The sequence below is a fragment of the Flavobacterium gelidilacus DSM 15343 genome (genome assembly GCF_000422685.1).
Lineage (GTDB): Bacteria > Bacteroidota > Bacteroidia > Flavobacteriales > Flavobacteriaceae > Flavobacterium > Flavobacterium gelidilacus.
Genome location: NZ_AUGN01000011.1, coordinates 26,740 through 44,482 on the forward strand (window position 1 = coordinate 26,740; position 17,743 = coordinate 44,482).

The 17,743-nt window shown below is 30.8% G+C and carries 12 protein-coding genes; 6 read left to right on the forward strand and 6 right to left on the reverse strand.

Features of this window, described 5'->3' with window-relative positions:
• Window positions 1–4 precede the first annotated feature (4 nt).
• Window positions 5–904 carry a DMT family transporter gene (locus G507_RS0106575; RefSeq protein WP_026716755.1) on the reverse strand — a complete coding sequence of 300 codons (900 nt, stop codon included), beginning with the start codon at window positions 902–904 and terminating at the stop codon, window positions 5–7.
• Window positions 897–1,253 carry an arsenate reductase family protein gene (locus G507_RS0106580; RefSeq protein ID WP_026716756.1) on the reverse strand — a complete coding sequence of 119 codons (357 nt, stop codon included), beginning with the start codon at window positions 1,251–1,253 and terminating at the stop codon, window positions 897–899. Before G507_RS0106580 ends, G507_RS0106575 begins: the two co-directional genes overlap by 8 nt.
• A gap of 80 nt (window positions 1,254–1,333) precedes the next feature.
• Here G507_RS0106580 and G507_RS0106585 point away from each other — a divergent pair, with 80 nt between their 5' ends.
• The gene (locus tag G507_RS0106585; protein ID WP_026716757.1) at window positions 1,334–2,479 is read left to right on the forward strand and encodes a cystathionine gamma-synthase; all 1,146 of its coding nucleotides are present in this window, start codon (window positions 1,334–1,336) and stop codon (window positions 2,477–2,479) included.
• A gap of 23 nt (window positions 2,480–2,502) precedes the next feature.
• Here G507_RS0106585 and G507_RS0106590 read toward each other — a convergent pair whose 3' ends face one another.
• Complete coding sequence (locus G507_RS0106590; RefSeq protein ID WP_051191508.1) at window positions 2,503–3,471, reverse strand: DUF3078 domain-containing protein; 969 nt, start codon at window positions 3,469–3,471, stop codon at window positions 2,503–2,505.
• A gap of 2 nt (window positions 3,472–3,473) precedes the next feature.
• Window positions 3,474–5,243 carry a 1-deoxy-D-xylulose-5-phosphate synthase gene (locus tag G507_RS0106595; RefSeq protein WP_026716759.1) on the reverse strand — a complete coding sequence of 590 codons (1,770 nt, stop codon included), beginning with the start codon at window positions 5,241–5,243 and terminating at the stop codon, window positions 3,474–3,476.
• 39 nt (window positions 5,244–5,282) lie between these two features.
• Here G507_RS0106595 and G507_RS0106600 point away from each other — a divergent pair, with 39 nt between their 5' ends.
• The 3 genes from G507_RS0106600 to pbpC all read left to right on the forward strand — a co-directional run bounded on the left by G507_RS0106600 (window position 5,283) and on the right by pbpC (window position 13,675).
• Window positions 5,283–5,723 carry a nucleoside deaminase gene (locus tag G507_RS0106600; RefSeq protein WP_026716760.1) on the forward strand — a complete coding sequence of 147 codons (441 nt, stop codon included), beginning with the start codon at window positions 5,283–5,285 and terminating at the stop codon, window positions 5,721–5,723.
• Window positions 5,724–5,824: 101 nt separating this feature from the next.
• On the forward strand, window positions 5,825–11,317 hold the full coding sequence (locus G507_RS0106605) for an alpha-2-macroglobulin family protein (protein ID WP_026716761.1): 5,493 nt from the start codon (window positions 5,825–5,827) through the stop codon (window positions 11,315–11,317).
• 69 nt (window positions 11,318–11,386) lie between these two features.
• The gene (pbpC, locus tag G507_RS0106610; RefSeq protein WP_084518941.1) at window positions 11,387–13,675 is read left to right on the forward strand and encodes a penicillin-binding protein 1C; all 2,289 of its coding nucleotides are present in this window, start codon (window positions 11,387–11,389) and stop codon (window positions 13,673–13,675) included.
• A 220-nt stretch (window positions 13,676–13,895) separates the two neighbouring features.
• Here pbpC and G507_RS0106615 read toward each other — a convergent pair whose 3' ends face one another.
• Both G507_RS0106615 and G507_RS0106620 read right to left on the reverse strand, forming a co-directional pair.
• Complete coding sequence (locus G507_RS0106615) at window positions 13,896–15,443, reverse strand: Rne/Rng family ribonuclease (protein WP_026716763.1); 1,548 nt, start codon at window positions 15,441–15,443, stop codon at window positions 13,896–13,898.
• Window positions 15,444–15,776: 333 nt separating this feature from the next.
• Window positions 15,777–16,070: an HU family DNA-binding protein gene (locus G507_RS0106620; protein WP_026716764.1), complete on the reverse strand. Its 294-nt coding sequence runs from the start codon at window positions 16,068–16,070 to the stop codon at window positions 15,777–15,779.
• A 131-nt stretch (window positions 16,071–16,201) separates the two neighbouring features.
• Here G507_RS0106620 and mutY point away from each other — a divergent pair, with 131 nt between their 5' ends.
• Together mutY and G507_RS0106630 are read left to right on the forward strand one after the other, a co-directional pair.
• Window positions 16,202–17,233, forward strand: coding sequence for an A/G-specific adenine glycosylase (gene mutY / locus G507_RS0106625; RefSeq protein ID WP_026716765.1), 1,032 nt, complete (start codon window positions 16,202–16,204; stop codon window positions 17,231–17,233).
• Between the two features lie 42 nt (window positions 17,234–17,275).
• On the forward strand, window positions 17,276–17,728 hold the full coding sequence (locus G507_RS0106630) for a single-stranded DNA-binding protein (protein WP_026716766.1): 453 nt from the start codon (window positions 17,276–17,278) through the stop codon (window positions 17,726–17,728).
• Window positions 17,729–17,743: the final 15 nt, after the last annotated feature.

Genomic DNA, 17,743 nt, shown 5'->3' on the forward strand with positions numbered 1-17,743 from the left:
TTTTTTACTCGTCAGTAGTTTTTAGGTTCTTTTTATGAGTAACTAAATACACTCCAACAAAAATTAAAATTGCTGAAATTACCTTAATAAAATTAAGCTCATCTTTTTGAAGACTAATTGCAATTATGGAAGCAAATAAAGGTTGTAAATAAATAAAAACAGATAAAGTTGTAGGTTTAAGTTCTTTCATTGCCATCAGGTTAATTAAATAAGCTAAGAAAGTTGTGAACAAGACTACAAAACCAATATTATAATAAATGTTTGTTGGAATGCTTTCCCAATTAATTTCTATAAATTCTTGATAGCCAAAAGGAATTACAAACAATAATCCGAAAGTATAAATCCACTTGATAAACGTAAAAGCATGATATTTAGTAATCAGTTTTTTGATAATGATTAAATAAACGGCATAAGCAGAAGCATTAATAAAAACCAAAAAATTGCCAAAACCAGCATCTGGACTATTTTCAATATCTTTTCCATAAAGGATTAAAATTGAAGTTCCGGTAAGTCCAATAAATATTCCAAGGACTTTTTTGAGTTTAATTTTTTCTTTTAGTAGAATTGCCGATAAAATCAAAACCAAAATAGGAGCAGTAACCATAATTACTGATGCACTAATCGGTGAAGTCATGCTTAATCCCTTAAAAAAAGTCAGTTGATTTATCGCAACACCAAATAAAGCAGCTGCAATTATTCTTGGAAAATCATTTAAAGCAATTTTTTCTTTCGGACCAAAAAAGGTTAAGAGCCAAAATAAAAAAGCACCACCAATGGCTCTTATTAAAATAAAGCCATAAGGTTTTACATAAGTAGGCATAACTTCTTTAGCAAAAATAAAAGTTGCACCATAAATTAAAGCGACAAATGTTGCGCCAATTAAGGCTAAGATCCTTTTAGACATTTTTTAAAGTCTTCATTAATTTTAAAATATTAGGTTGTGTGTTTCCTATAAATATTTCATTTTTAATTATAAAAACTGGTCGACTTAAAAAGGTATAATGTTCTAAAATTAAGGCTTTGTAATCGTCTTCAGTCAGTTTTTGATTTTTTAAACCTCGTTCTTTATATAATTGAGCTCTTTTGCTAAATAAGGCTTCATAGCTTCCTGCTAATTCTCGCATTTGTTCTAGTTCTTCAACTGTAATTTTATCTTGTCTGATGTCTTGAAATTCTAATTCAATTCCTTTTGGTAAAGATTTAATGATTTTTCTACAAGTATCACATGAAGCTAAGTAGTATATTTTATCCATTTGGTCTAAAATTTTAATTTGAATGCAAAAATACGGTAGTTATTGTCTTTAAAATAATTATTTTTAACAAAATTCTACAAATGAAATTCAATACTAAAACCATACACGGTGGTCAACATCACGAAAAATCAACGGGTTCAGTAATGACTCCGATTTTTCAAACCTCAACTTTTGCACAAACAAGTCCAGGTAAACCAATTGGTGATTACGAATACGCAAGAGCTTCAAATCCAACTAGAACGGCTTTAGAAGATTCATTGGCAAGTTTAGAAAACGGAACAAGAGGTTTAGCTTTTGCTTCGGGTTTGGCAGCTATAGATGCTGTAATGAAAATTCTAAAACCAGGTGATGAAGTTGTTGCTACGGACAATTTATATGGTGGAACTTATAGAATGTTTACTAAAGTATATCAAGACTTTGGAATAAAATTTCATTTTGTAGACATGACGAATTTAGAAAAATTCGAATCCTTAATAAATGAAAATACAAAGTTAGTTTGGCTCGAAACACCTACAAATCCTTTAATGAAATTAGTAGATATAGCTGAGATTTCAAAGATTACAAAAAAACATAAATTGCTTTTAGCAGTTGACAATACTTTTGCAACTCCTTATTTACAAAAACCTTTAGATTTAGGTGCTGAAATTGTAATGCATTCAGCAACAAAATATTTAGGAGGACATTCAGATGTTATGGCTGGTGCTTTAATTGTAAAAGATAAAGAACTTGGTGAAAAATTACATTTTGCTCAATTTGCAACCGGTGGAATATTAGGGCCAATGGATAGTTTTTTAATTTTAAGAGGAATCAAAACCTTACATTTGAGAATGCAACGTCATTGTGAAAATGGAATAAAAGTAGCCGAATACTTAAGCTCACATTCAGCAGTTAAAAGAGTTTATTATCCTGGATTAGAAAGTCATCCAAATCATGATATTGCTAAAAAACAAATGATTGGTGGTTTTGGTGGAATGGTTTCCTTTACTTTCAAATCTGGAAAAATGGAAGATGCTGTTGCTTTTTTCGAAAAATTAAAAGTATTCACTTTAGCTGAATCTTTAGGCGGAGTAGAATCTTTGGCAAATCATTCAGCCACAATGACTCACGGTTCTTTAACCAAAGAAGAAAGAGCAGAAATTGGAATTACAGATGATTTAGTTCGTTTAAGCGTTGGAGTAGAAGATATTGATGATTTATTGGCTGATTTAAAGCAAGCTTTAGCTTAATAAAAAACATTTTTAAACCATCATTACCCAGTAGTGATGGTTTTTTTCTTAAATTCATATACAATGCCAATTCCCATAATTTGTTTCAATTGAATTTTTGGCCCAGAAATTACTTGCATATTATCTTCTTGTTTTTTTGTTTTAATATCATCATCGTAGATTAATTGTGTTCCGATACTTGCTTTTACATATTCATTTACTGTCATTTCAAACTGTATTTGCCAATTAACATCTATGTTTCCAAAATGGTTTAAATAATCAGAATATAAAGAAATGCGATTCTCAAACATAATGTTTTTATAAATTTCTGTTTCCCATTCATTAGTAACTAAAACACCTAACTCGGTTCTTGATTTTTTTCCTAAAGAAACTATATTCCCATTTTCATCATAAATTGCTTTGTTTACCCCAAAAGCACCTTCATTTGCTAGCCTTTGATTAAGAACTAAAGTTGTTTTATGAGTTAAAGGAGATAAATAAAATCTAAGATGTTCTTTTTTGTTAAAGTATTCAGCACCAATTCCTAAGAAAAAATAAGCTGGTGCAAAAGGTGCAGAAATAGAAACATCGGTATTTGGATAAGCATATCCATTGTAAAATTGTGTGTTAAAATTAAATTTTCCGGCATAAAACCATTTTGAGATAGTATCATTCCTAAAAGAAACTGTTGAGTTAATTTGTAATTGATCATCTGTCTTTCTCAACTCTTGTCCTTCTTGTTTATTTATTCCATATCGAAAAATCAATTCGTTATCCCAATTAAGTCTATCAATACTATAATCTCTTTTGAAATTTCCTTTTAATAATCCTGAAATCGAATTGTTCCCACCAGCATTCCAGTTTACAAATGAAATTTGAGAAATATCAAAACCAACTTTATTTTTTGATATCCAATTTGATGTTGTATCAGGTAATTTTGTTCTTATTACTTGAGAAAAACCAATTTGAAATAGAAATAATGAGGCTATGATAAATATTATTTTTTTAAACATGTTTATATAGTACTAATAGTTTTTAATATAGATATAACGTCAATTTTGCAAATCTGTTGTAATTCATCAACGCTTCCTTGTTCAATAAAAGTATCAGGAATGCCTAAATTAACAATTTTGTTAGTATAAGTATTTGAAGTAGCAAACGAATTTATTAAACTACCAAATCCTCCAATAATAACGCCATCTTCAATTGTAATTATTTTAGAGTGCATTTTAAAAATTTCATTTAAGGTCTTTTCGTCAATAGGTTTTATAAATGGAAAATGATAGTGCGATATTTTATTGGTTTTATTTAATTCAGCAATAGCTTTTTCTACATTTGAAGCCATAATTCCAGTTGAAAGAATTGCTATTTCAGAACCTTTTTTCAAACATTTAGCTTTGCCGATTTCAATAATCTCAAAAGGGTTTTTCCAATCCACAATTTCTCCTCTTCCTCTTGGATAACGAATTGCAATCGGATGATTTAATCCTAAAGAAGCTGTATACATGATGTTTCTTAATTCTATTGCGTCTTTTGGGGCATAAATTATTAAATTAGGAATACAATTTAAATAAGCAATGTCAAAAACACCATGATGTGTTGCTCCATCTTCTCCAACTAAACCTGCTCTATCTAAACAAAAAATAACAGGTAAATTTTGCAAAGCCACATCGTGAATAATTTGATCATAAGCACGCTGCATAAAAGTGGAATAAATATTGCAAAAAACCACCATGCCTTGCGTTGCCATTCCAGCAGCTAAAGTTACAGCATGTTGTTCTGCAATTCCGACATCAAAAGCTCTTTCAGGAAACGCTTCCATCATGTATTTCATAGAACTTCCGCTTGGCATTGCAGGTGTAATTCCAATTATTTTCTCATTCGTTTCAGCTAATTCAACTAAAGTTAAACCAAATACATCTTGAAATTTCGGAGGTAAATTTTCTTCATTTTTTGGGTGAATTTTTCCAGTTTTAGCTTCAAACTTTCCTGGAGCATGATATTTAACTTGATCTTTTTCAGCTAATTCTAATCCTTTCCCTTTAAGTGTAATAACATGAAGGAATTTTGGACCTTTAATTTTTTTTAGTCGCTCTAATTCGGCTAATAATTTTGGTAAATCATGACCGTCAATTGGTCCTGAATAATCAAAATTTAAGGATTTTATTATATTATTTTGTTTTGGATTTTTCCCTTCTTTTACAGCTGTCAAATAATTTTTTAAAGCACCAACGCTTGGATCAATTCCAATGGCATTGTCATTTAAAATCACTAATAAATTAGCATCAGTAACTCCAGCGTGATTTAAGCCTTCAAAAGCCATTCCACTTGCTATAGAAGCATCACCAATTACGGCAATATGTTGTTTTTCAAAATCACCTTTTAGTTTAGAAGCAATTGCCATTCCCAAAGCTGCCGAAATTGAAGTTGAAGAATGTCCAACACCAAAAGTATCATATTCGCTTTCACTTCTTTTAGGAAAACCCGAAATTCCGTTTAAAGTTCTATTGGTTTCAAAAACATCTCTTCTTCCCGTTAAAATTTTGTGTCCATAAGCTTGATGACCAACATCCCAAACTAATAAATCTTTAGGTGTATTGAAAATATAATGTATAGCAATAGTCAATTCTATAACACCTAAACTTGCTCCCAAATGGCCTTCTCTTTGTGAAATAACATCAATGATGAATTCGCGCAATTCTTTAGCCAAATGAGGAAGTTGATCTGGAGAAAGTTTCTTCAAATCTTTAGGATTGTTAATATGTGAAAGTAAATTTTCCTTCATTTGACAAAAGTACTAACTTGAAATTGTATTTTTGCTATTATGATAGATATTTTCACCGACGATTATTTTATGAAGAAAGCTTTGCAAGAAGCTGAAACGGCTTTTGAAAAAGGAGAAATTCCTGTTGGAGCAATAATTGTTATAGATAATAAAGTCATTGCAAGAAGTCATAACCTAACAGAATTGCTTAACGATGTTACAGCTCATGCTGAAATGCAAGCCATTACAAGCGCAGCAAATTTCATTGGCGGTAAATATTTAAAAGGCTGCACACTTTATGTTACTTTAGAACCTTGTCAAATGTGTGCTGGTGCTTTATATTGGAGTCAAATTTCAAAAATTGTTTACGGAGCTTCCGATGAAAATAGAGGTTTTGTAAAAATGGGAACACAATTACACCCCAAAACTGAAGTTGTAAGTGGAGTTTTAGAAAAAGATTGCTCACTGTTGATTAGAGCTTTTTTTAGAATGAAAAGATAATTTTTGTAAGTTAAACTTTAAATAATTTTTATATCTTTAGACAATAATAAACTCAATGTTAGAGTTTTTTTTATAAAATAAATCTTTTAAAAATCAGTGGTATGAAGTTAAATCGCTATTTACAGTTAATCGTATTGTTAATTGTGAGTTACTCTTGTGGTAAAAAATCAGAAAATTTCAATTCAGATTTTAATTTGTATAAAGATTATATTCTTAATTTTAGTTCTGGATTAGTTTCTACGGAGACCGATTTTAGAGTTGTTTTAGCTTTTGATAATAAAGAATGGACGCCAAATGAGGAATTAGACAGTGATTTATTTTCCATAAGTCCAAATGTTTCTGGAAAAGTAGTAGCTCTTTCTTCAAATACAGTTGCTTTTATTCCTTCAGAAAAGCTAGAACAAGATACAGAATATCAAATTACTTTTCATTTAGATGAGGTAAAAGATGTTCCAAGTAAATTAGAAGAATTCAATTTTACAGTAAAAACAATAAAACAAGACTTTTTAGTAAAAACACTTGATCTACAATCGTATAGCAAAGAATACCAATATCTTAATGGAATAATATCTTTTAGTGATGGCATTGATTTAGAGTTAGCAAAAAAAATTATTAAAGCCAATCAAGGTGATAAAGATTTGAAGATAAAATTTGATAAAGACTTATCAAATCCAAAAGAATATAAATTTGTTATTGATAGTATTCAACGTAAAGTAGAAGACAGTAAGATCAATATTTTATGGGATGGTTCAGTTTTGAATATTGATCAAAAAGGTGATGTTGATTTTGAAATTCCTGGAAAAAACAATTTTAAAGTTATTTTAGCTCAAATCCAACAAGATAATGCGCAAGTTTTATTGATAAATTTTTCTGATCCTATTAAAAAAGGTCAAAATTTAGAGGGTTTAGTCCAAGTGGAATCAGCGTCAAATTTAAAATTCGCAACAGCAGGAAACCTTCTAAAAGTATTTTTTACTGAATCTTTGAAAGGAGAATTGTTAGTCGAAGTTTTTCAAGGCATTCAAAGCGAAGATGGCTTTAAAATGAAATACGATTTTTCAGAAAAAGTTACTTTTGATCAAGTAAAACCTGAAATTAGATTTGTAAAAAGTGGAACAATTTTACCAAGTTCAAATAACTTAAAAATTAATTTTGAGGCAGTTAATCTAAAAGCTGTTGATGTAAAAGTATATCAAATTTATAAAAATAATATCTTACAATTTTTACAATATAATGAATTAAACGGAAGTCAAAACCTCAGGAATGTAGCACAGCCAATTGCAAAACAAACTATAACTTTAAAAACAAACAATTTAGTAAATTATGGCGATTGGAGTGCTTATGCGTTAGATTTGTCTAAAATAATTGCAGTTGATCCAGGTTCAATTTATAGAGTAGAATTAACTTATAAAAAGAAATACTCATTATATAAATGTGCTTCAACAGTTATAGAGGAAGAAGAAGAGGAAATTGCAGATGAAGATGAAGTGCGTTCGAACCAATATTATTATGATGATTACTATTATGACGATTACAATTGGAATGAAAGAGATGATCCGTGTTCAAATTCATACTATTATAATAACAAAATTTTTACCAATGTAATTGCAACAGACCTAGGAGTAATTGCCAAAAGAGGAGAAAACGGTTCTTACTTTTTTGCTGTAAATAACATCATTACAACAGAACCTGTCGCTGGAGCTGTTATTGATTTATACAACTTTCAACAACAAAAATTAGCAACTATAAAAACGGATGCACAAGGTTTGGTAAATGCAGATATTGCTAAATATGCGTATTTTGCTATAGTGACGAATGACAACAATACAACTTATGTTAAATTAGATGAAGGGCAATCACTATCGGTAAGTAACTTTGATGTTGGAGGAGAGCAATTACAAAAAGGATTGAAAGGTTATATTTATGGAGAAAGAGGAGTCTGGCGACCAGGTGATACGTTGCATATTGCTTTTATGTTGAATGACAACGAAAGTAAATTAGAAAAAACGCATCCTATAAAATTTAAATTATCAAATCCGCAAGGAAAAGCAATGTATGTCGCAGTTCAGAAATATAATGAAACCAACCATTATAAGTTTAAAGTAGTTACCAAAGATTCTGATATTACAGGAAATTGGGAAGCTAAAATATCAATTGGTGGCGTTCATTTTTACAAAAGCATTAAGATTGAAACCATTAAACCCAATCGTCTAAAAATCAAAAACAGTTTTGCTGACGGAAATTTATCAGGCAATAAACCAAACAACGGAACTATTCAAGTGGCTTGGTTACATGGTGCGATTGCAAAAAACTTAAAGGTTGATATGCAGGCTAAATTTTTGCAACAGGTAACAGCTTTTAAAGGGTATGCAAAGTATGATTTTGATGATGATGTAAGAAGTTTTTCATCTGAAGAAGTAAATGTGTTTTCGGGAAAAGTCGATGATTTTGGAAAAACAAATGTTACCATACAGCCTAAAATTAATAATCAAGCACCAGGAAAATTAAAAGTAGTTTTTCAAACTAAAGCTTATGAAAACGGAGGTGATTTCAGTACAGACGTTGTAACGGCAACTTATTCACCATTCAAGACTTATGTCGGAATAAAAAGTCCAGAACCCAACAAATACGGAATGTTAGAAACCGAAAAAATGAATCGTTTTGATATCGTTTCTGTAGATGAAAATGGAAAACCAAAAGCAGTCAAAAATCTTGAAGTACGAGTGTATAAAGTTGATTGGCGTTGGTGGTGGAACAGTTCAGGTGATGATTTATCAAGATATAATTCTTCGCAAGTCACAACGGCTTATAAAAATTTTAATGTAAGTACAAATGCTGCAGGAAAAGGGAGTGTTCAATTTGAAGTCTCAGAAAATGACTGGGGAAGATATTTAATTAGAGTAGTCGATAATGAAGGTGGTCACGCAACCAGTAAAACTGAAATTATAGATTGGCCAATTTGGTCTGGAAAATCGAAAACGGGTGATGCTTCAACAGCAAATATGTTGGTTTTTACTTCTGATAAAACAAAATATGCCGTTGGAGAAAAAGCAACGGTTTCATTTCCATCAAGTGAAGGCGGAAGAGCTTTAATTTCAATTGAAAACGGCTCAAAAGTAGTTTCTTCATTTTGGGCAATGACCACACAAGGTGAAACTAAAGTTGAAATTCCAGTAACACCTGAAATGGCTCCAAATGTTTATGTAAATATAACTTTATTAAAACCTCACGCTTCTACTTTAAATGATACTCCTATTAGAATGTATGGAATATTACCTATTGAAGTTGTAGATAAAAATACCGTACTTCAACCTCAAATTGCAATGGCAAGTGTTTTAAAACCTGAAACAAAAACTACAATAAAAGTTAGTGAAAAAGAGGGTAAAGAAATGACTTATACATTAGCAATTGTTGATGATGGTTTGTTAGATTTAACGCGTTTCAAAACTCCAAATGCTTGGGATAAATTCTATGCTCGACAAGCTTTAGGGGTAAAAACTTGGGATGTTTATGATGATGTAATTGGTGCTTATGGTGGAAAAATAAACCAAATTTTCAGCATTGGTGGTGATGAAGATTTAGGTGGAGGAAATGCCAAAAAAGCTAACCGATTTAAACCAGTTGTTATTTATTTAGGACCATTTAAATTAGAAAAAGGACAAACAAAATCGCATACAGTTACATTGCCAAATTACATAGGTTCAGTAAGAACAATGGTTGTAGCTGGTGATGCCAAAACAAACGCTTATGGAAGTGTAGAAAAAACAACTCCAGTTAGAAAGCCATTAATGGTTCTAGCTTCTGTGCCAAGAAAAATTTCTCCAAATGAAAAAGTTACGTTGCCAATTACAGTTTTCGCCATGGAAAATCATGTAAAAAATGTAACGGTTCAGATAAAAACAAATAATGCTATTCGTGTAGTTTCAGCTTCAAAACAGAACGTGAGTTTTAGTTCACCTGATGAAAAAATGGTGTATTTTGATTTAGAAGTTGGAAGTATTCTCGGAATCGGAAAAATTGAAGTCATTGCCACATCAGGAAATGAAAAAGCAACTTATGAAGTCGAATTAGATGTGACAAATCCAAATCCAATTACCAATGATTTTGTAGATGTGGTGATTGAACCCAATTCAAGTAAAACTATACAATGGAATACTTTTGGAGTTGAAGGAAGTAATAAAGCTAGGTTAGAAGTTTCTTCTTTTCCAACAATTGATTTTAATGGTCGAATTCAATATTTGATTCAATATCCTCATGGTTGTGTAGAGCAAACAACTTCTAGCGTTTTTCCTCAATTGTATTTGGGTGATGTTATGGATTTAGATAGCAATAGAAAATCAGAAATGCAAAAAAACATCAACGCTGGAATTCAAAAATTAGGAGGTTTCCAACAAGTAAATGGTGGATTATCGTATTGGCCAGGAAATGGTAATGCAGACGATTGGGGAACTTCTTATGCTGGACATTTCCTAATAGAAGCAGAGAAAAAAGGCTATGTTTTACCAATTTCTTTCAAACAAAAATGGATTTCCTACCAACAAGCAGAAGCTAAAAAATGGAGATATTATCAGCAATATCATAATGACTTTGCTCAAGCTTATCGTTTGTACACATTGGCTTTAGCGGGTGTTCCAGATATGGGTTCAATGAATCGTTTAAGAGAAACATCTGGAATTTCAAATGAATCTAAAGTAAGATTAGCCGCAACTTATGCCTTAACGGGACAAAAGAAAACGGCTTTAGCTTTGTTAAATGCGACTTCAGTTGATGATTCAAGCGATAACTATTACTATTATTATGGTTCTTCAGAAAGAAATAAAGCGATGCTTTTAGAAACTTATTTATTAGTAAATGATAATCAAAAAGCATTTGGGTTAGCGACAAAAATTGCAAGTTCACTTTCTTCTAAAAATTATATGAGTACGCAAACTACTGCTTATTGTTTGTATGCCATGTCGAAATTTGCTATCAAGAATGGTGGAAAAGGAATTAATGCTTCGTTTTCAAATAATGGAAAATCTGAAACCATAACTTCAACTAAATCTATTGCCGATAGGAAATTAGTTGTGAAAAATGGGTCAAATAGTGTCACAATTAAAAATAACAAAGACAACACAATTTATGTTCGAGTTTTAAATAGTGGAATTTTACCTGTTGGTGAAGAAAAAGTGATGCAAAATAATTTTTACGGAAACATTACATTCAAAACAAGAAACGGAAATACAATTTCATTAAACGAAATCAAACAAGGAACTGAAATTGTAGCTCAGGTTACTATCAGAAATCAATCTAATGATAATATTGAAAATGTAGCTTTATCCCAAATTATTCCGTCTGGATTTGAAATTATGAATTCTCGTTACACAGATTTCGGAGATTTTGCTCAAAATAAGGCTGATTACATCGATATTCGTGATGATAGAACACAATTCTATTTTGGACTTCGAGCAAATGAATCTAGAACATTTACGGTTCTTTTAAATGCAACTTATTTAGGAGATTATTATTTTCCAGGCATTCAATGTGAAGCTATGTATGACAACAATTACATAGTAAGAACAAAAGGAGAATGGGTTAAAATTGTAAAGGATTAATAAGTGTTTCAAAGAATAAAAAAATGGATACTTAACAATAAAATAAAAGCTACCATCATCCTTATTTTGATGGTAGTTTATTACTTTTCATTACCTCGAAAATTATTCGAAAACAATTACGCAACTGTTATTGAAAGTAACGAAGGTCAATTATTAGGAGCAAAAATTGCAAAAGACGGACAATGGCGTTTTCCTGAAAGTGATAGTATTCCAAACAAGTTTAAAGAATGTATCATTGCTTTTGAAGATCAGCATTTTTACAAACATTTTGGATTTAATCCAGTTTCTATGTATCATGCTTTTTTGCAAAATCGAAAAGCTAATAAAGTGGTTCGTGGGGGAAGTACTTTAACGCAGCAAGTCATTCGTTTACACAGAAGTGGAAAAAGTAGAAGTTATTTTGAAAAAATAATCGAATTAATTTTATCCACGCGATTAGAATTCAGACATTCAAAAGATGAAATTCTACAATTATATACAGCTCACGCACCTTTTGGAAGTAATGTTGTAGGATTGGAAATGGCTTCTTGGAAATATTTTGGCTTGCAACCCAATCAATTATCTTGGGCAGAATCAGCAACTTTAGCTGTTTTGCCAAATGCACCAAGTTTAATTTATCCAGGAAAAAATCAGGAACGATTACTCAAAAAAAGAAATCTTTTACTCAAAAAATTATTTACAAATAAAGTAATTGATAAAGAAACGTATGAATTATCACTTGAAGAAAATCTACCTCAAAAACCCTTTGATGTACCACAAATTGCACCTCATTTACTAGAAAAAATAGCCAAAACAAATCGTGGTGAAAAGATTAAAACGACAATTAACACACACGTTCAAGAACAAGCAAATGAAATTGTAAGGCAATATTATAATTTATACAAACAAAATCAAGTTTATAATATTTCTGTTCTAGTTGTTGAGGTAAAAACCCGCAATGTTATAGCTTATGTTGGAAATAGTCCAACCGATAAAAATCATCAAAAAGATGTTGATATTATTTCAGCTCCAAGAAGTACAGGAAGTATTTTGAAACCGTTTTTGTATGCTTCTATGTTAGATGATGGTGATATTTTACCAAACACATTAGTTCCAGATATTCCAACACAAATTTCAGGATATTCTCCACAAAATTACAACTTGACTTACGATGGAGCAGTTCCAGCAAGTAAAGCTTTGTCTCGTTCTTTAAATATTCCAGCTGTTTTGATGCTTCAGGAGTATTCGGTGAATAAGTTTTACGAGCAATTACAAAAATTAAAATTGAAAGATGTAAATCGCCAACCAAGTAATTACGGATTGTCATTAATTTTAGGTGGAGCAGAATCAAACTTATGGGATTTATGCAATTCTTATGCGTATATGTCAAGCACGTTGAATCATTTCAATAAAAACAATGACGAATATCGTTCTAATGAATTAACCGATTTAAACTTAGATTTCAATAGAAAAACAGATTTTGGAAAGTCAACGCGACAAAAAAATGTATTTGGAGCTGGAGCCATTTGGCAAACCTTCAATGCAATGAAAGAAGTCAATCGTCCAGAAGGTGATGAGGCTTGGCGTTTTTATGATTCTTCCTTAGAAATTGCTTGGAAAACAGGAACAAGTTTTGGAAGTAGAGATGCTTGGGCAATTGGGGTAACCAAAGAATATGTAGTTGGAGTTTGGGTTGGAAACGCAACTGGAGAAGGAAGGCCATTATTAACTGGAGTCGAAAGTGCAGCACCAATTTTATTTGATGTTTTTCATTTATTGCCAAAATCAAAATGGTTTGAAACTCCTTTTAATGATTTAGAAGAATCCAATGTTTGTGGTATTTCTGGTTATTTGGCTCAAGAAAATTGTCCTTCAAAAAAGCAATGGATTCCAAAAACAGCTAAGAAAACAGAAAATTGTCCTTATCATAAATTAATTCATTTAGATAAAAATGAGCAGTTTAGAGTAAATTCAATTTGTGAAAGTGTAGATAATATGGTTTCAAAATCTTGGTTTGTTTTGCCGCCAGTTATGGAATGGTATTATAAAAGTAATAATCCAAATTACATGATTTTACCACCATTTAGATCAGATTGTGTCTCAAATACTGACGATAAAGTAATGGATTTCATTTACCCAAAAGCGAATACAAAGATTATTTTAACCAAAAATTTCGAAAGTGAGTTACAACCAGCTATTTTCAAAATTGCTCATAATAATAGAGAGATAGAATTGTTTTGGTATTTAGATGATAAGTATTTAGGAAGTACAAAAACGTTTCACGAAATGCCAATTATGGCTAAAACAGGTTTTCATATTGTGACTGTAGTAGATGAATTAGGAAATGAGATTCGAAGGAAAGTTGAATTTGAGCAATAAAAAAATCGCTACTCAATTAAGAATAGCGGTTTAATATTTTTTATGCTGAATTTATTTCAGCATTACTTGATTGCCTTTCCTTTGTCGTCAAAGAAATGATATTCAAGATACGTGTAAGCGTCACGAGATTTGAGATTAAGAGGAGGAAGTCCAGTAGACTTCAGGTATTTTTGAAACAAAAAAAACCGTTCAAAACTAAATTTGAACGGTTTTTAAATTTTTACTTGATTGCCTTTCCTTTGTCATCAAAGAAATGATATTCAAGATACGTGTAAGCGTCACGAGGTATAATTTTCACCCATTTTTTATGTTCAAAAAACCATTTTGAACGTATTGATGGAAAACCTTTCTCAAGGTATGCTGCCACAAAAGGATGTACATGAAGTGCAACTTTTTTATGGGCTTTAATAATTTTTTCAAGGCTAAACGCAATTTTATCAATAATCAAAATTGGAGCTTCAATTTCCCCATTTTCATTAGGATCTTCTTCTCTTGTTTTGATATTTACTTCTGGTCTAACTCTTTGTCTAGTAATTTGAATTAATCCAAATTTGCTAGGAGGCAAGATTTTATGCTTGGCCTTATCGTCACTCATTTCTTCTTTTAAGTAATCATATAACTTTCTGCGGTTGTCTGGATTTTGCATATCAATGAAATCCACTACAATAATTCCACCCATGTCTCGTAAACGCAATTGTCGTGCAATCTCTGCAGCAGCAATCATGTTTACTTCTAAAGCAGTATCTTCTTGGTTACGAGCTTTGTTTGATCGATTTCCACTATTCACATCCACTACGTGTAATGCTTCTGTGTGTTCGATTATTAAATAAGCTCCTTTACTCATCGAAACTGTTTTTCCAAAGGAAGTTTTAATTTGTCTTTCCACGTTATATTTCTCAAATAAAGGTAAGTCTTTCGACTGATAGTGTTTTACGATAGACACTCTATCTGGAGCTATTTCTTGCAAATAGTCCTTGGTTTGCAAATACAATTCTTCATCATCTATATGAATACTAGTAAAAGTATCATTAAATACATCTCTCAAGATGGAGGAAGCTTTATTAACTTCTCCTAATACTTTTGATGGATGATGCGCTGTTTGCAACTTCTTACACATACTAGACCATTTGTCTAATAGGTTTTGAAGATCTTTGTTTAGTTCAGCTACTTTTTTGCCTTCGGCTACTGTTCTCACAATAACACCGAATCCTTTTGGTTTAATAGATTGAACCAATCGTTTTAATCGTTCTTTTTCTTCTTTTGATTCAATTTTTTGAGAAATTGAAACTCTATCCGAAAAAGGAACTAAAACAACAAATCTACCAGCTAACGAAATTTCCGAAGAAATACGTGGGCCTTTTGTAGAAATTGGCTCTTTAACTACTTGAACAAGAAGTGACTGATTGGCGCTGATAATATCAGCTATACTACCATCTTTGTCAATTTCTTTTTCAAAAGGAAAATTTTTGAGTGAATAATCTTTTATTTTACCTGCGCTTACAAGTTTTATAAACTTCATCATTGAAGGAAGATTTGGACCTAAATCATGATAATGCAAAAAAGCATCTTTTTCATAACCTACGTTTACAAAAGCAGCGTTTAAACCTGCTACTGGCTTTCTTATTTTTGAAATAAAAATATCGCCAACAGCAAAATTAATTCCGCTACTGTTTTCTTCTTCTTTGTGAAGTTCAATTAGTTTTCCATCCTTTAATAAGGCAAAATCTACAGCGTCTGAACTTGATCTAATAATTAATTCTTTGTTCAAAAGAGTACATTTTTATCCATACTTTATAAAGTTAGAAATTAGAAGTTAGAAGTTAGAAATATTCTAAATTCTGAATTCTAAATTCTGAATTCCATTAGTACAGATGGATTAAACAATAATTTTTACAGGATTTTTACCCGATAACCAATCCTTACGATTGGTTTTTTTCAAAGAACATCTTTTTTTTCTAAAAAAGAAAAAGTAGTTAAATACTACTTTTTCTTCTTGTGACGGTTAGCTCTCGCTCTTTTTTTACGTTTGTGCGTTGCTACCTTATGTCTTTTTCTTTTTTTACCGCTTGGCATAATGTCGTTAGTTTAGATTAATAAATAATTATACTGCTATTTCTGTTTTTGTTTTAACTCCTTCTACAAACACCTTAGCTGGTTTAAAAGCTGGAATGTTGTGTGCTGGAATCTTTATTGTTGTGTTTTTAGAAATGTTTCTTCCCGTTTTTTCAGCTCTAGTTTTGATGATAAAACTTCCGAAACCTCTTAAATAAACATTGTCTCCTGATTCTAAAGAATCTTTTACTTCTTCCATAAATGTCTCTACAGTAGCTTGAACATCTCCTTTTTCAAGTCCTAATCTGTCAGAAATTTTTGCTACGATATCTGCTTTCGTCATTTTTCTTGCGTATTAATTTTATTCTAATTTTTTTGAGAGTGCAAATATAGGAATTAAAAAAACAATATTTCAAGCATAATCAATTATATTTTAATATAATAAAAGTTAATTTTGCGCCAACAACAAATTTTATGTCTTTTTCTAACTCTTTAATTTATTGGTATTTACAAAACAAAAGGGATTTACCTTGGCGAAATACTACCGATTCCTATACTATTTGGCTTTCAGAAATCATTCTTCAGCAAACTAGAGTAGCACAAGGAACGCCTTATTTTGAGGCTTTTATCTCTAATTTCCCCACTGTTTTTGACTTAGCTAAAGCGAATGAAGAACAAGTATTAAAACTTTGGCAAGGCTTAGGGTATTATTCTCGGGCAAGAAATCTTCATGCTACAGCAAAATATGTAGTTGTTGAATTAAATGGAGTTTTTCCAACATCCTATAAAGAATTAATTAAATTAAAAGGAATTGGTGAATATACAGCAGCTGCAATTGCTTCTTTCTCAATTAATGAAAATGTAGCTGTTTTAGACGGAAATGTTTACAGGGTTTTAGCAAGGTATTTTAATGTTCACAATGATATTTCTGTGTCATCAACCAAAAAAGTTTTTCAGGAATTGGCTAAAGAAGTACTTCCTAAAAAAGACGCACATATATACAACCAGGCCATTATGGAATTTGGTGCTTTGCAATGTGTGCCCAAAAGACCAAATTGCTCAGACTGTGCTTTGTCTGATAGTTGTGCTGCTTTACAAAATAAAACCGTAAACATTTTACCCATTAAATCTAAAAAAACAAAAGTGACAAATCGTTACTTTAATTATATCGTTTTTGAAGATTTGAATGGTAATACTATAATTAATCAACGTTTAGGTAAAGGTATCTGGCAAAATTTATATGAATTTCCAGTAATTGAACTAGATTCAATAATTCATGAAGATGAAATCATCAACTTGATAAGTGACAAATATTCTGATATTGCAAACATTACATTCTTATCAAATTTTGATGTTATTCATAAATTATCGCATCAAACTTTACATATTCAATTTGCTAAAGTTAAATTGTCAACTAATTTAGAAAATGCTATTTCGATTTCTGATTTAAAAAAACTTCCTTTTCCTATAGTTATTCATAATTTTATAGAAAGATATTTCAGCTAATTAAAATATTTAGTACATTTGATATAATTAAAATTATAAGCCATGAGCGGAACGTTGAATAAAGTTATGTTAATAGGTCATTTAGGTGATGAAGTAAAGATGCATTATTTTGATGGTGGAAATTGTATTGGGAGATTTCCATTAGCCACGAATGAAATTTATATTAACAAAAGTACAGGTGAAAAAATTACTTCAACTGAATGGCATAATCTTGTAGTTCGCAATAAAGCAGCTGAAATTTGTGAAAAATACTTATCAAAAGGAGATAAAATTTATGTTGAAGGAAGAATAAAATCTAGAAATTGGCAAGCTGAAGACGGTTCAACTAAATATACTACAGAAATTCAAGTAACAGAATTTACTTTTTTATCAACTAAGAAAGATTCGGATGCTAATAAACAAAATTTTCCTTCAAATGAAAATGATAGCGCAAAAAAGACTAATTTTGACGCACAAAATGAAGCGCCAAATCAAAAAGACGATTTACCTTTTTAATGTTTAACCAATACC